Origin of the sequence: Streptomyces sp. NPDC051217, assembly GCF_044455465.1 — a bacterium.
Classification (GTDB): Bacteria; Actinomycetota; Actinomycetes; order Streptomycetales; family Streptomycetaceae; genus Streptomyces.
Genome location: NZ_JBITEV010000006.1, coordinates 194,313 through 207,804, shown reverse-complemented (window position 1 = coordinate 207,804; position 13,492 = coordinate 194,313). Strand labels below are relative to the sequence as shown.

At 70.3% G+C, this 13,492-nt stretch carries 13 protein-coding genes and 1 pseudogene; 7 read left to right on the top strand and 7 right to left on the bottom strand.

The window, feature by feature from the left end:
* Positions 1–315: 315 nt before the first annotated feature.
* Complete coding sequence (locus ACIBBB_RS16495) at positions 316–1,284, bottom strand: diacylglycerol/lipid kinase family protein (RefSeq protein ID WP_398982416.1); 969 nt, start codon at positions 1,282–1,284, stop codon at positions 316–318.
* 103 nt (positions 1,285–1,387) lie between these two features.
* Between ACIBBB_RS16495 and ACIBBB_RS16490 the strand changes: the two genes are divergently transcribed.
* Complete coding sequence (locus ACIBBB_RS16490; protein ID WP_398982414.1) at positions 1,388–1,816, top strand: hypothetical protein; 429 nt, start codon at positions 1,388–1,390, stop codon at positions 1,814–1,816.
* A 76-nt stretch (positions 1,817–1,892) separates the two neighbouring features.
* Here ACIBBB_RS16490 and ACIBBB_RS16485 read toward each other — a convergent pair whose 3' ends face one another.
* The 3 genes from ACIBBB_RS16485 to ACIBBB_RS16475 all read right to left on the bottom strand — a co-directional run bounded on the left by ACIBBB_RS16485 (position 1,893) and on the right by ACIBBB_RS16475 (position 3,788).
* A complete protein-coding gene (locus ACIBBB_RS16485) occupies positions 1,893–2,975 on the bottom strand; it encodes an RNA polymerase sigma factor SigF (RefSeq protein WP_398982412.1) in 1,083 nt (360 codons plus the stop codon).
* Positions 2,864–3,277: an anti-sigma regulatory factor gene (locus ACIBBB_RS16480; RefSeq protein WP_023538758.1), complete on the bottom strand. Its 414-nt coding sequence runs from the start codon at positions 3,275–3,277 to the stop codon at positions 2,864–2,866. Before ACIBBB_RS16480 ends, ACIBBB_RS16485 begins: the two co-directional genes overlap by 112 nt.
* Positions 3,278–3,527: 250 nt before the next feature.
* Positions 3,528–3,788: a UBP-type zinc finger domain-containing protein gene (locus ACIBBB_RS16475; protein ID WP_398982410.1), complete on the bottom strand. Its 261-nt coding sequence runs from the start codon at positions 3,786–3,788 to the stop codon at positions 3,528–3,530.
* Between the two features lie 36 nt (positions 3,789–3,824).
* Here ACIBBB_RS16475 and ACIBBB_RS16470 point away from each other — a divergent pair, with 36 nt between their 5' ends.
* Positions 3,825–5,423 (top strand): Na+/H+ antiporter, encoded by a 1,599-nt coding sequence (locus ACIBBB_RS16470; protein WP_398982408.1) that lies wholly within the window; start codon positions 3,825–3,827, stop codon positions 5,421–5,423.
* Here ACIBBB_RS16470 and ACIBBB_RS16465 read toward each other — a convergent pair.
* Both ACIBBB_RS16465 and ACIBBB_RS16460 read right to left on the bottom strand, forming a co-directional pair.
* Positions 5,402–6,399 (bottom strand): annotated as a pseudogene (locus ACIBBB_RS16465) (1-aminocyclopropane-1-carboxylate deaminase/D-cysteine desulfhydrase). The gene ACIBBB_RS16470 and the pseudogene ACIBBB_RS16465 overlap by 22 nt on opposite strands.
* 39 nt (positions 6,400–6,438) lie before the next feature.
* Positions 6,439–7,029: an N-acetylmuramoyl-L-alanine amidase gene (locus ACIBBB_RS16460; protein ID WP_398982406.1), complete on the bottom strand. Its 591-nt coding sequence runs from the start codon at positions 7,027–7,029 to the stop codon at positions 6,439–6,441.
* Positions 7,030–7,285: 256 nt separating this feature from the next.
* On the opposite strand from ACIBBB_RS16460, the gene ACIBBB_RS16455 reads away from it, so the two are divergent.
* From ACIBBB_RS16455 to ACIBBB_RS16440, 4 genes are all read left to right on the top strand, one after another.
* Complete coding sequence (locus ACIBBB_RS16455; RefSeq protein WP_398982404.1) at positions 7,286–8,692, top strand: family 2B encapsulin nanocompartment shell protein; 1,407 nt, start codon at positions 7,286–7,288, stop codon at positions 8,690–8,692.
* 130 nt (positions 8,693–8,822) lie between these two features.
* Positions 8,823–9,863, top strand: a complete 1,041-nt coding sequence (locus ACIBBB_RS16450; protein ID WP_398982402.1) for a family 2 encapsulin nanocompartment cargo protein polyprenyl transferase — start codon at positions 8,823–8,825, stop codon at positions 9,861–9,863.
* Positions 9,864–10,010: 147 nt separating this feature from the next.
* On the top strand, positions 10,011–10,589 hold the full coding sequence (locus tag ACIBBB_RS16445) for a dihydrofolate reductase family protein (protein WP_398982400.1): 579 nt from the start codon (positions 10,011–10,013) through the stop codon (positions 10,587–10,589).
* A 106-nt stretch (positions 10,590–10,695) separates the two neighbouring features.
* Positions 10,696–11,136, top strand: coding sequence for a DUF6304 family protein (locus ACIBBB_RS16440; RefSeq protein WP_398982398.1), 441 nt, complete (start codon positions 10,696–10,698; stop codon positions 11,134–11,136).
* A gap of 33 nt (positions 11,137–11,169) precedes the next feature.
* On the opposite strand, the gene ACIBBB_RS16435 is transcribed toward ACIBBB_RS16440, so the two are convergent.
* On the bottom strand, positions 11,170–12,294 hold the full coding sequence (locus ACIBBB_RS16435; RefSeq protein WP_398982396.1) for an alpha/beta fold hydrolase: 1,125 nt from the start codon (positions 12,292–12,294) through the stop codon (positions 11,170–11,172).
* A gap of 83 nt (positions 12,295–12,377) precedes the next feature.
* Between ACIBBB_RS16435 and ACIBBB_RS16430 the strand changes: the two genes are divergently transcribed.
* Positions 12,378–13,289, top strand: coding sequence for a LysR substrate-binding domain-containing protein (locus tag ACIBBB_RS16430; protein WP_398982394.1), 912 nt, complete (start codon positions 12,378–12,380; stop codon positions 13,287–13,289).
* Positions 13,290–13,492: the final 203 nt, after the last annotated feature.

The following is a 13,492-nucleotide window of genomic DNA, read 5'->3' as shown; positions in this document are numbered from 1 at the left end:
CTGCTACCTCTCTTGGTGTTACGTGCGGATTGCTTGTGAATGTGAACGCTTTCACGAATCCCCCCGCAAGGGAAGGGCTGACTCCCAGATGAACTGGTGTCGTCCTGGTTTGAGGAGGGGGTTCTGGAGCTCAGTGGAGGCCGGTGTTGCGGGCCGTCCCGAGCGCCATGTAGAGATTCGCAAACCTCGGCGGCGGATACAACCCCTTCAGGAAAGTTTTTTTTGATTCCTCGGTGTCGACTCGGTCACAGCCGTACTTCCATGGGGTGGAGGCCAGCCTAAACGTTCGAGTGAAAGGACTTTCCTTGCTTCCACTCACACAATCACACGCAGTGCACGGCGTACGCCTGTGAACGTCACGCTCGTTCGCAGTCCCAGGTGGTCGCCATCCATCTGGAAGGGCAGGGGGACCTTCGATTGCAAGGTGAAGTCCGTCAGGTCATGAAGTGAAACCGCGTGCTTGCCGTGCGGGCCCCGTTCGGGGGTCGAATTGAGCAACTGCGTCGCATAACGCGCCACTGCCGGAGTCGACAACTTGGTCAGTCCAAGGACATCCAGAGCGGTGTCGAACGAGGCCGCCGGCGACGCGTACAGCGGACGATTGCCCAGGTAGGACCAGGGGGCGGTGTTGCAGACTATCGACAGGACGAGATCACTGACCGGCTTCTCGCCGGGCCGGTCGAGGGTGATCATGCCGCGCCCGCGATGGGGTTCGTCGAGGAACTGCCGTACCACTTGGCGGACATACAGCGCGTGCGTCGAACGCTTACCGCGCTCCCGCTGTTGTTCGACCCGGCCGACCACTCCCGCGTCGAATCCGAATCCCGCGCAGAAAGTGAACCAGCGCGAAGGAACTGATTCGTCGTCGGTTCCCGGAGTCCCGGCCGCCAGTCCCAGACCGACAGTGCGTTCGCTCCGGTTACTCAGCGCATCCAGAATGGCGCCGGTGGCTTCCACGGCGTCATTGGGCAGCCCCAGCGCGCGGGCGAAGACATTCGTCGAACCGCCCGGCACGACGGCGAGCCGTGGCAGCCGGTCGGGGTCCGGACCGCCGTGCAGAAGACCGTTGACGACCTCGTTCACCGTGCCGTCGCCGCCGAGGGCCACGACCAGCTCTATGTCGTCGGAGTCGGCCGCTCGCCGCCCCAGATCGCGGGCGTGCCCCCGGTACTCGGTCGTCACGGCCTCCAGCTTCATCTCGCTGGCCAGCGCGTGGATGAGTACGTCGCGTGTGCGGGCACTGGTGGTGGTTGCTGCCGGATTGACCACAAGGAGTGCGCGCATACCCAGGAGATTACCGGCCACGGACCCCTGCGCCCTCCTCGGGCGGTCCGCGCCCCGCCCGGGGGCGCGCCGCTCACCGGGAACCGGCCGCTACGCTGCTGGGGTGAGCAGCGCTGACCAGAACACCCCCGACCCGAGCCCGCGACCCGGCCGGCTGACCGCCGCGGCTGCCTGCGCGGGGCTCGAAGCCCTCACGCTCGTCGCCGGCGGCGGGTACCTGCTCGTGATGGGGCTGCTCGGGCGGCCCGACAGCCCCCAGCAGGCCGAGATGGGCGGTCTCACCCTCATCGCCCTCGGCCTCATCCCGCTGCTCGCCGCCCGCGGACTGCTGCTGCGCCGCGCCTGGAGCCGCGGCCCCGCCGTCGCCACCCAGATCATGGCGCTGCCGGTCGCCTGGACGCTGCTGCGCTCCAGCGGCGCGCTGATTCCCGCCGGGATCGCGCTCGCGGTGATCGCCGTGTCCGCGCTGGTCCTGCTCGTCAGCCCGACGACCACGGAAGCGCTCGGCATCAGGGGCCCGGACCGGGCCTAGGGCGTGTGAGCCCGCCAGGAGCGCCGTGCACGGCGATCGCCGGACGTCGCTGAGCCTGTCCGGCGATCGAGGGCGGTCACTCCTCCACGAGGAGCTTCTCGCGCAACTGCGCCAGCGTCCGTGCCAGCAGCCGCGAGACATGCATCTGGGAGATGCCGACCTCCTGCGCGATCTGCGACTGCGTCATGTTGCCGAAGAACCGCAGCAGCAGGATCCGCTTCTCCCGCGGCGGCAGATCCTCCAGCAGAGGCTTCAGCGACTCGCGGTACTCGACGCTCTCCAGCGCCTCGTCCTCGGAGCCGAGCGTGTCCGCCACCGCCGGGGACTCGTCGTCCGTGTCCGGCACGTCCAGGGACAGCGTGCTGTACGCGTTGGCCGACTCCAGCCCTTCGAGGACCTCTTCCTCGGAGATGCCCAGACGCTCCGCCAGCTCGTGCACCGTCGGTGAACGGCCGTGCTGCTGCGAGAGCTCCGCCGTCGCCGTCGTCAGCGACAGCCGCAGCTCCTGGAGGCGGCGCGGCACCCGCACCGCCCAGCCCTTGTCGCGGAAGTGCCGCTTGATCTCGCCGACGACCGTGGGCGTGGCGTACGTCGAGAACTCGACCCCCCGCTCCGGATCGAACCGGTCCACCGACTTGATCAGGCCGATCGTCGCGACCTGCGTCAGATCGTCCAGCGGCTCGCCGCGGTTGCGGAACCGGCGGGCCAGATGCTCCACGAGCGGCAGATGCATCCGCACCAGCTGATTGCGCAGCAGCGCCCGTTCGGGCGAGTCCTCGGGCAGCTTGCGCAGCTCGATGAACATCGCCCGCGCCCCGCTGCGGTCATGTGGATCGTGTTGCTTGTGCTCGCTCATCGTGGCCGCCCGCTCTGCCTGCGCCTGCTCCGCCCCGGCCGTCTGGCCGTCAAGCCCGTCCACCGGATGAGGCCGGGCCTGCTGCTCCGGAATGCCCGACGGCACGAGCGCCGGATCCACCGGAACCTCATGCCCTTCACGCGGATCCTGGGGGACCCGCTCCTCGTCACGCACCGGACCGTCCCCGTTCCTCACGCCGGCCCGGGTCCCGCGCCGCGCTGCTTGTACAGGCTGATGGCGACCGTACGGTCGTCGGCGACCGTCGCGTCGACCTTGCCCGCGAGCGCCGAGAGCACCGTCCACGCGAACGTGTCCCGCTCGGGCGCGCGCCCGTCGGTCGTCGGCGCCGAGACGGTCACCTCGAGAGAGTCGTCGATCAACCGGAACACACAGCTGAGGACGGAGCCCGGTACGGCCTGTTGGAGCAGGATCGCGCAGGCCTCGTCGACCGCGATGCGCAGGTCCTCGATCTCGTCGAGGGTGAAGTCCAAGCGTGCTGCCAGTCCGGCCGTGGCCGTACGCAGCACGGACAGGTAGGCACCCGCAGCGGGCAGCCGGACTTCCACGAAGTCCTGGGTCCCGGGCTCGCCTGCGATCTGGGACACCCTCACCTCCAAGGTGGCACAAGCTTCTCAGGGCTCCGGGAAGGGAAACCCGAAGCCTTGCGGTACGTAGTCGGTACGCAGCCGGTCTGGACTGGCGACGCTATCGCGATCCATGGTCCCGTGTCGCAGGGACCCCCGGGCCAGGGCCGAGCCGTCGGTTACTCATAGTAGGCATATGTGCACGGACAGTGGCTAGAGGTGTGCGGCAATCAATTGCGAAGAGCGGGCGGATGGTTGACGTACCCAGGCCTCAGACGATCGAACCGTCGACAAAGCACCATCGCCATGTCTCGCCCTCTTCGAAGGTACGCATCACGGGGTGGCCCGTGTCCCTGAAATGCTGCGAGGCGTGTCGGTGTTGCGACGAGTCGCAGCACCCCACATGTCCGCAGACCAGACAGAGCCGCAGCTGTACGTGGTGGCTGCCGGACTCCAGACACTCCAGGCACGTGTCGTTCAGCGGCACTGTCTCGGGGCGTGGGAGGTCGGCAACGTGCTGGCACTCACTCATGATGGCCAGATTACGACGCTAGTGGAGGACGGTGCGATGGACCCGTTGCAGCTGATCGCCCTGGTGGCGGTAAGCGCGGTGATCGCGGCGGCAGCCAGAAGGACGCCCGTGCCGGCTCCGCTGATGCTCGTCACGGCGGGACTTGGCGCCGCGTACCTGCCGGGCGTGCCCAGCTACGTGCTCGACCCGCACATCGTCCTGCCGCTGCTGCTGCCGCCCCTGCTGCACATGGCCGCCGTGGACAGCTCGTACCTGGACCTGCGGGCCAATCTGCGGGCCGTCGGTCTGCTCTCCGTGGGCTATGTCCTCTTCGCGACGCTCGCCGTCGGCTATCTCGCGTATCTCTTCATCCCCGACCTGCCGCTGACCGCCGCGCTGGTGCTCGGCGCGGTCATCGCGCCCCCGGACGCGGTGGCCGCCACCGCGATCGCCCGCAAGCTCGGGCTGCCGAGCCGGATAACGACCATCCTGCAGGGCGAGTCGCTCGTGAACGACGCGACCGCGATCACCGCGTTCAAGGTGGCGCTCGCCGCGGCCATCGGGGAAGGCGCGAGCTGGGCCGGCGGGATCGGCGAGTTCGCGCTGGCCTCCTTGGGAGGCATCGGTGTCGGCCTCGTACTGATGGTGCCGATCCACTGGCTCCGTACGCACCTTCGTGAGGCGCTGCTCCAGAACACGCTCTCGCTGCTCATCCCCTTTGTCGCCTACGCGGCGGCCGAACAGGTCGGCGCGTCCGGTGTGCTGGCCGTCGTCGTGGTCGGGCTCTACCTCGGACACCGGTCCTGGCAGGTCGATTTCGCGACCCGGCTCCAGGAGGACGCGGTGTGGAGGATGGTCTCCTTCGTCCTGGAGTCCGTCGTCTTCGCCCTGATCGGGCTCCAACTGCCCTATGTACTGGAGGGGCTCGGCTCCTACGGGGCCATGGAGGTCGCCGGCTACGCCCTGGGGGTGTTCGCCACCGTCGTCCTGGTCCGCTACATCTGGGTCTATCCGGCCACCTTCGTGCCACGCTGGCTGTCGCGGCGGATCAGGGAACGGGAACCGGACACCGACTGGAAATCGGCGCTCGTCGTCGGCTGGGCGGGCATGCGCGGCGTGGTGTCGCTGGCCATCGCCTTCTCCATCCCGCTGACCGTGCACGACGGCGACCCTTTCCCGGCCCGTAACCTCGTCCTCTTCCTGACGTTCACGACCGTCATCGGCACCCTGGTCGTCCAGGGCCTCACCCTGCCCGTGCTGATCAGAAAGCTGAAACTGCCGGGGCGTGACCAGTACGCCGAGACGCTGGCCGAGGCGCAGGCGCAGAGCCGGGCGTCGCTGGCGGCGGAGCGGCGGCTGGACGAACTGCTCTCCGACGAACGCAACGCCCTGGCGGAGCCGCTCGTGGAACGGCTCCGCAACGTGCTGGAGCGGCGACGCAACTCCGTGTGGGAACGGCTGGGCACGGTCAACGAGATCACCGGCGAATCCGCCGACCACACCTACCGGCGGCTCTCCAGGGAGATGATCGGGGCCGAACGCGATGTCTTCGTGACGCTGCGCGACGAGCGGCGTATCGACGACGAGATGCTGCGTACGCTGCTGCGCCGGCTGGACCTGGAGGAGGCGGCGGCCTACCGGGAAGAGTCCGACTGAGCCTCGCCGGCCGACTGATCCCCGTCGCCCGGTCGGCCCTCGCCGTCCGGCTCCGGGCGTCCGGTGATCACGGCGGCCACCGTGCTGCCGGGCGAGAAGGCGCCCTCCTCGGCCAGGGCCGTCAGCCCGTGGAGCATCTTGGCCACGTAGAGGCGCTCGACCGGGAGGCCGTGCCGGTCCTCGAAGCCGGCGGCGAAGGCGTCGAGGGCGGGTGTCGTACGGGCGTAGCCGCCGCCGTGGAAGCGTTCGTCGAGACGCCAGTCGCCCCGGGGGCCGCGAAGGCCGCCAGCTGGAGCGCGCGGACCTCACGGGCCAGGAAGCCGCCCTTCAGTACGGGGAAGCCGACGGCGCGCTGACCGGGGGCGAGACCGGCGGCCAGGCCCGCGAGGGTGCCGCCGGTGCCGCAGGCGACACCCACCACGTCCGCCACGCCGCGCAGCTCCTGCCCGAGGGCCGTACAGCCTCGCGCGGCAAGGGAGTTGCTGCCGCCCTCGGGGACGACGTACACCCGCTCACGGGGCACGGGGAGGCCGTCGACGGCGGCGGTCAGCAGCGCCCTCAGTACGGAGGGCTCCGCCTTGCGGCGGTAGGCCGCCCGGTCGACGAAGTGCAGGCGCATACCGTCGGCGACGCAGTGGGCGAGGGAGGGATTCAGCGGGCGGGCGGCCAGCTCGTCGCCCCGTACGACGCCGACCGTCGCGAAGCCCAGCAGCCGGCCCGCGGCGGCGGTGGCGCGCAGATGGTTGGAGTACGCGCCGCCGAAGGTCACGAGGACGCGGTGGCCGCCGTCGACGGCGGCCTTCAGGTTCGGTTCGAGTTTCCGCCACTTGTTGCCCGGCAGCGCGGGATGGATCAGATCGTCCCGCTTCAGCAGCAGCCGTACGCCGCGACGGGTGAAGCGCTCGTCCTCGACCGCCCGCAGGGGTGACGGCAGCCGGGGCCGCAGGGCGGTGAGGTCGAGCGCTTCGGGAGTCACACATCCATTGTCGGTCCGGCGTGGTCCGGCGCGGGCCGGCTAGCTCAGCCGCTCGTCGATCCGTCGGCGCAGACCGGCCATGGAGACACCACGGGGGTCGATCTTGCCCGGCTGCCACTCCAGGTGGCCGATGACCGAGGGGGCGTTCCATCTGTGGACACGGCAGACGGCCGCCGCCGCGGCCTCCATGGCCTCGACCTGGACGGCGGGCCACGGGTCCTTGCCGTCGCCCAGGTTCTCGCACTCGAAGCCGTAGAAGTGCCTGTTGCCGTCCGTGTTGGCCTCGTTGTCCGGCGGCAGGGCCGTCTCGGCGATCACGGCGCGCAGGACGTCGTCGTCGCCGCTGCCGGCGTGGTTGGCGCGGCCGTAGCCGACCAGATGGACCTTGCCGTCCTTGGCGATGACGCCGTGGCACAGCGGCCCGGGAAGTCCCGCGTAGCCGTCACGGCAGATCCGGACGGTGTTCGCGGTGCCCTTGGTGACCGTGTGGTGGATCATCACGCCGTGGACCGGGCCCCAGGGCCCGACGTGGTTGCGGTTGTGTGTACGCCAGTCGCCGACTTCGACGACGGTCAGACCCTCGTCCTTCAGCGCGCGGATGAAGCTGCTCGCAGACATGGGTGTGGCCATGTCGCCTCCTTGACCGGTGGATGTGGAGCGGTTCGTATCGCTGGCTATTCCCCGAACACCGTGGAGTGGACCATCAATTCGCACGCTGTACGAGCCATTCCGGTCACTTTCGGCCGCGCCTGACCGTCGATGACAGGAACCGCAACTGTGCCCCGGCGACCGTGATCCAGTCCCACTCATTTGTGTGATGGCGCGCCAACTGAACCTGGTGAAAGGCTTGTTCACGCAGGTCAGCCCATGATTGAGAGGGAGACTCATGTCGGTTGGTGACGAGGTCCGTACGGTTGAGCCGCCTTCCCAGCAGAGCCTGGGGACGGCCGCGGCGCGGAACCTGGCGACCACCACGAAGTCGGCTCCGCAGATGCAGGAAATCAGCTCGCGGTGGCTGCTGCGGATGCTGCCGTGGGTGCAGGTGCAGGGGGGTACGTACCGGGTGAACCGGCGGCTCAGCTACGCGGTCGGCGACGGGCGCGTGACGTTCGTGCAGACCGGCGGCCGGGTGGCGGTCGTCCCGGCGGAGCTGGGCGAGCTGCCGGCGCTGCGTGATTTCGAGGACGAGGAGGTACTGACCGAGCTGGCGAACCGCTGCGAGCAGCAGGAGTTCACCGCGGGCGAGACCGTGGCCGCCTCCGGTGGCCCGGCGGACCGGGTGTACCTGCTGGCCCACGGCAAGGTGGAGAAGGTGGGGGAGGGACCCTACGGGGACGAGACGGTGCTCGGAGTCCTCGCCGACGGGGCGTACTTCGGCGATCAGGCACTGGTCGACGAAGAGGCCACCTGGCAGTACACGGCACGTGCGGCGACGGCCTGCACGGTGCTGGTGCTGACCCGGCAGGACGTGCTGAACCTGGCGGAGCGGGCGGAGCCGCTGCGCAGGCATCTGGACGCGCTCGCGTCCATCCCGGAGCAGCGCACCAACAAGTACGGCGAGGCGGCGATCGACCTCTCCGCCGGCCACGTGGGCGAGGCCGTGGTGCCTCATACGTTCGTGGACTACGAGGGGGCGCCGCGGGAGTACGAGCTGAGCGTCGCGCAGACCGTGCTGAAGGTCCACAGCAGGGTCGCCGACCTCTACAACCAGCCGATGAACCAGACCGAGCAGCAGTTGCGGCTCACGGTCGAGGCGCTGCGTGAGCGCCAGGAGTACGAGCTGGTGAACAACAGGGAGTTCGGCCTGCTGAACAACTGCGACTACGGGCAGCGCCTCCAGCCGCACGACGGTGCGCCCACCCCCGACGACATGGACGAGCTGCTGTCGCGTCGCCGTGGCTCGAAGATGTTCCTCGCGCATCCGCGGGCCATCGCCGCCTTCGGCCGCGAGTGCAACAAGCGGGGGCTCAATCCGGCCACGGTCGATGTCGCCGGCACCCATGTGCCGGCCTGGCGCGGTGTGCCGATCTTCCCCTGCGACAAGATCCCGGTCTCCGACGCCCGGACGACCTCGATCATCTGCATGCGTACGGGCGAGACCGAGCAGGGGGTCGTCGGGCTCCAGCAGAGCGGCATCCCGGACGAGATCGAGCCCAGCATGTCGGTCCGGTTCATGGGCATCGACGAGCAGGCGATCATCTCCTACCTGGTCACCGCCTACTACTCGGCCGCGGTCCTCGTGCCGGACGCCCTCGGCGTTCTGGAGAACGTGGAAGTGAGCCGCTGGGGCTGAGCCGAGAGGCGCGGGTGGAGCCCGGAGCGCGTCCGTACGGCCGGGCCCCACCCGCACGCCCGTCGGGTCCGGACAGGACCCGGCTCCCCTCCTGGTTCCCCAGTCCGCCGCAGAGGAAGTGACCCCGACCATGACCAGCACGGATGCCGCCACCGATGGCCACGAGGCCGTGGCGCTCCTGGAGCGTTCGCGTAGCGTCGTCCAGCCCGAACTGCGCGCCGCCGTCGAGTCGTTGCCCCCTGCCTTACGCCGCGTCGCGAGGTACCACTTCGGCTGGCAGGAGGCCGACGGCTCGCTCGCGTCGGGCGGTGTGGGCAAGGCGATCAGGCCCGCCCTCGTTCTCGCGGCGACGCGGGCCCTCGGCGGGGAGCCGCACCGTGCGGTCCCGGCCGCGGTCGCCGTGGAGCTGGCCCACAACTTCACCCTGCTGCACGACGACGTGATCGACGAGGACCCGACCCGCAGACACCGGCCCACGGCCTGGACGGTCTTCGGTACCACCGACGCGATCATCGTCGGCGACGCCCTGCACGCGCTGGCGCTCCGGCTGCTGGCCGAGGACCGCCATCCGGCCTCGTCCCGGGCCGCCGGGCGCCTCACCGCCTGCATCATCGAGCTGTGCGCCGGGCAGCAGACCGACTGCGCACTGGAGCTGCGCGGGCCGAACGATGTCTCGCTGGACGAGTGTCTGACCATGGCGACGGCCAAGACCGGTGCTCTGCTGGGCACTTCGTGTGCCCTCGGCGCGCTCTACGCGGACGCGGACGACGAGGCCGTGGCGGCGCTCGACGCCTTCGGCCGGGAGGCGGGGCTGGCCTTCCAGCTGATCGACGATCTCATCGGGATCTGGGGCGACCCGGACCGGACCGGCAAGCCGGCCGGTGCCGATCTGGTCGCCCACAAGAAGTCGCTGCCGGTGGTCGCCGCGCTGGTCTCGGGGCACCCCGCCGCCGAGGAGCTGGCGGATCTCTACCGGCGGCCGATGGACGAGGCCGCCGTCGCGCGGGCCGCGTCGGCGGTCGAGCGGGCCGGCGGACGCGACTGGGCGCAGGCCCAGGCGGCCGACCGGATGGCCCGCGCGGTCCACCAACTGTCCCTGGCGGTTCCGGATCTGACGGCGGCGGGAGATCTGTTGTCCTTGGCCGAATACGTCACACGACGCACCTACTGAGGCCTGCCCGGTGGGGAGAAATGAGCTTGCGTAACCACTACACATGAAGCACTATGGGTGAAGTGGTGTCAGGTCGCGCACTCCGGACGGACTCCGGAGTGCGCCGGCCGTGACACCTTCTGTCACCCATCGCGAAAGAGGACCGGCTTGCGCAAGCTCACGTATTTCATCGCCGCGTCGATCGACGGTTTCATCGGCGACCCCAGCGGTGAGGCGGACTTCTTCACCCGCTACGTCGACGAGGAGTTCTTCGGCTTCCTCAAGGAGGAGTATCCGGAGACCCTGCCGACCCCGGGCCGTCAGCCACTCGGCATCGATCACCTGGAGAACAAGCGGTACGACACGATCATCCAGGGCAGGCGCTCCTACGCCGTGGCCCTGGACATGGGCATCACCAGCCCGTACGCGCATATGCGCCAGCTCGTCGCCTCGCGGACCCTTACCAGCACCGACCCGGCCGTGGAGATCGTCTCCGGGGACGTCGCCGCCGAGGTCAGGGAGCTGAAGAAGGAAGAGGGCCTCGGGATATACCTCTGCGGCGGCGCGAACCTCGCCGCCGAGTTGGTCGACGAGGTGGATGAGCTGGTCGTCAAGACGTACCCGCTCATCCTCGGCTCCGGAATGCCCATGTTCGGCACAGAGTTCGCCCAGACCGAGTTCGCCCTGGAATCCAACCGCACCTTCGGCAACGGAGTGGTCGTCAGGACGTACGGCCGCAAACGGTGAAGCGGCGAAGCGGTGAAGCGCTGAAAACGGCGGAGCCGGGGGCCGGAAGTGCTCAAGCGGTGACCCACGCGGCGGCGGAGGGTCCCGTACCGCTACAGTCCGCGCCATGACAGCGGAGTCGACGGAGTCATGGGCGGGTTGGTATCGGGACCGCCGCGGTGCGGAACCCATCGCGATCATCGCGGACGGGCGGCAAGTCCGCACCCGAATCAGGGGAGTTGCTTACGAGGGGGCCGATTTCTCCGGGCTGGAAGCCACGGAGGCGGGCGGGGTGCTGTCCTCCTGCGTGCTGGAGTGGGACATACCCATGCCCGTCAACACGGGCGGAGCAGTCCAACAGGCCACGCTCAGCTGCCTGCTGACGCTCGGTGAGCGTCCGTCGGGCTCGCCCTCGGGGCGCGCCGAGCTGAGCCTCACGCTGCGCTGCGGCGGGGCGGCCTACGAGTCGGGCATCGTCGGGGCGGGGTTCCGTGACGCCCTGGACCGGATCAAGCGACAGCTGCCGGACGACACGGAATTCGGGGGAAAGATCCTGGTGAACGCCTGACCTTCGCCCCACCTTCGCCCCGGCGGCCGTCACTCATGGGCCGAGGAAGTCCCTTACCTCGGCGAGCAGTTGGCCCCGCCCGTACCGTTCCCGTTCCAGATGCAGATAGTGCGACGCCCCGCGCAGGGTCCGTACGCGTACGGCGCCCGCCCCGGTCAGATGCAGCGCCAGCCGCTCGCTGTCCTCCGGGCGGGACCAGAAGTCCTGGTCACCACGGAGAACGAGGGTGCGGGCCCGGACAAGGCTCGCGTCGTAGAACTGCCGGCCCCTGGACTGGTAGAAGGCGTCGATCAGCGGGCCCGTGGGGTTGCGGAAGCTGGGCGGTGTCCGGGAGCCGCTCGTCGGATCGGCGCTCAGCGCGGCCTCGCGGTAGGCGTCGCGCACCGCCGGGTCCCGGCGAGCGTCCGGGTCGGCGCCGGCCAGGCCGCTGTCCCAGCGCGCGGTCAGCGAGTCGGCCGTGACCGCACGCCACGCGGCCTGCGGCCGGGGTTCGTCGGGATTCTCCGGGTCCGCCAGTTCGGCGTGCAACGGCCAGGGGCTCGTCCCCGCGTAGAGGGTGTTGAGCACCATCAGGTCGGCGATCCGGTCGGGGTGGAGTGCCGCGTACATACCGAGCCAGTGGCCGCCGGTCGCCCACCCGAGCGCGGCGGGCGGCCCGGCGGGGCCCCGGCGGCGACGGATCAGGGCGACGGCCGCGTCGATGTCGGCGACCGCCTCGTTGGACCGCACCTGGGGCGGGTTGGCGGCGGGATCCTGGGTCATCGCCGGCGGCAGGTCGGAGTGGCCGAAGCCTCGGATGTCCATGACGTACACCGCGTACCCCGACCGCGCCAGATCGGCCGCCAGCGATCCGCCGGGAACGGGCAGGTCGAACGCGGCGGCGCCGCCGGGGCGCGCGCCGTGCACCAGCAGCAGTGACCGCGCGGGCCGGCCCCGCCGCCCGCGCCCCAGCCCCCGCCCGCTTCCGTGCGCGTCGTCGGCGGTCAGCACCTCCCGTACGAAGAGGCGCGCACCGCCCGCGCCGCGTGCCCACAGGTCCGTACGCACCAGGCCGTCGGCGCCCACCGGAGCCGTGGCGGTTGCGACGCGACCGCCCGCGCCCATGGCCAGCGTCGTGCCGATGACTCCGGCTGTTCCGAGGAAATGTCGTCTGCGCATGGGCGCGACGCTAGGAGGTACGGGTGAGACCTTCAATCAGTCACCGGCTATCAACTCATGCGTCCTGCTTATACGTTGAGGCCGTGGAGCTGCGCAGGATCGAATACTTCATCGCCGTCGCCGAGGAACTGCACTTCAGCCGCGCCGCCGAGCGACTGGGAATCGCCCAGCCCGCGCTCTCGCAGCAGATCAAGCGTCTGGAGACCGCCCTCGGGGTGCGGCTGCTGACACGTAACCGGCGGCGCGTCGCACTGACCGCCGCCGGGGCAGCCTTCCTGCCCCGGGCACGCGAGACCGTGGCGAGCGCCGAGCGGGCCGTGCGGACCGCCAGACGTACGGCGGCGGGCGAACTGGGACGGCTCGTGCTCGGTTTCGTGGGTTCGGCGACGGCGGAAGTGCTCCCGCGGGTGCTGCCCCTGCTCCGCCGCGACTATCCCGAACTGCGCCTCGTGCTGAAGGAGATGACGAGTACGGAGCAGTTGACCGCGCTCGGGAACGGCGAGCTGGACCTCGGTCTGCTGCGCCCGCCGTCTCCTCCCGTCCCGGGGCTGCGGGCCCGCCTGGTCGCGCGAGAGCCGCTGCTCGCCGCCCTGCCGTCGGGCCACCCGCTGGCAGGCCGGGACAGGGTCGGGCCGGGGGACCTGCGGGGTGAGCCCTTCGTGTTGTTCCCGCGCGAGAAGGGGCAGTGGCTGCACGACCTGATCACCGACTACTGCCGGGGCCGTGGTGGCGCGCACCCGGTGGTTGCCCAGGAAGCGGTGATGATGCAGACGATCGTCGCCCTGGTGGCGGCCGGTACGGGCGTCTCACTGGTCCCGGCCTCGCAGCGGCTCATCGCCCGCCCCGGGGTCGTCTTCCGGTCCCTGGTGGCCGGGCCGATGGTGGATCTGGCGGCGATGTGGTCGCCGTCGCACGAGACTCCGGCGTGCGCGGCTGCGCTCGGCGTACTGAGCGGCTTTCCCCTCTCCGGCTCCGGTCGCCCTCTCCTGGGCTGACCCACCGGGGCGACCTTGTGGTCCGGCTGGGCCCGACAATTTGACGGGCCGTCACCGTCGAGCGCCCCGCCGACCGGCGTCACGCGAGAGTGGGGAAACGCACTCCGGGCGTGGGGGGGGGGGGGCGGGGGGGGGGGGGCCCCCCCCCCGGGGGCGCGGGGGGGGGGGGGGGGGGGGGCGGGGGCGGCCCCCCCAATTAGGGG

Bases quoted from the DNA above. Each gene is read 5' to 3' on its own strand.
- ACIBBB_RS16455 (WP_398982404.1), top strand. From the start codon at position 7,286: ATGTCGGTTGGTGACGAGGTCCGTACGGTTGAGCCGCCTTCCCAGCAG.
- ACIBBB_RS16495 (WP_398982416.1), bottom strand. From the start codon at position 1,284: ATGCGCGCACTCCTTGTGGTCAATCCGGCAGCAACCACCACCAGTGCC.
- ACIBBB_RS16435 (WP_398982396.1), bottom strand. From the start codon at position 12,294: ATGCGCAGACGACATTTCCTCGGAACAGCCGGAGTCATCGGCACGACG.
- ACIBBB_RS16470 (WP_398982408.1), top strand. From the start codon at position 3,825: ATGGACCCGTTGCAGCTGATCGCCCTGGTGGCGGTAAGCGCGGTGATC.
- ACIBBB_RS16460 (WP_398982406.1), bottom strand. From the start codon at position 7,029: ATGGCCACACCCATGTCTGCGAGCAGCTTCATCCGCGCGCTGAAGGAC.
- ACIBBB_RS16450 (WP_398982402.1), top strand. From the start codon at position 8,823: ATGACCAGCACGGATGCCGCCACCGATGGCCACGAGGCCGTGGCGCTC.
- ACIBBB_RS16440 (WP_398982398.1), top strand. From the start codon at position 10,696: ATGACAGCGGAGTCGACGGAGTCATGGGCGGGTTGGTATCGGGACCGC.
- ACIBBB_RS16475 (WP_398982410.1), bottom strand. From the start codon at position 3,788: ATGAGTGAGTGCCAGCACGTTGCCGACCTCCCACGCCCCGAGACAGTG.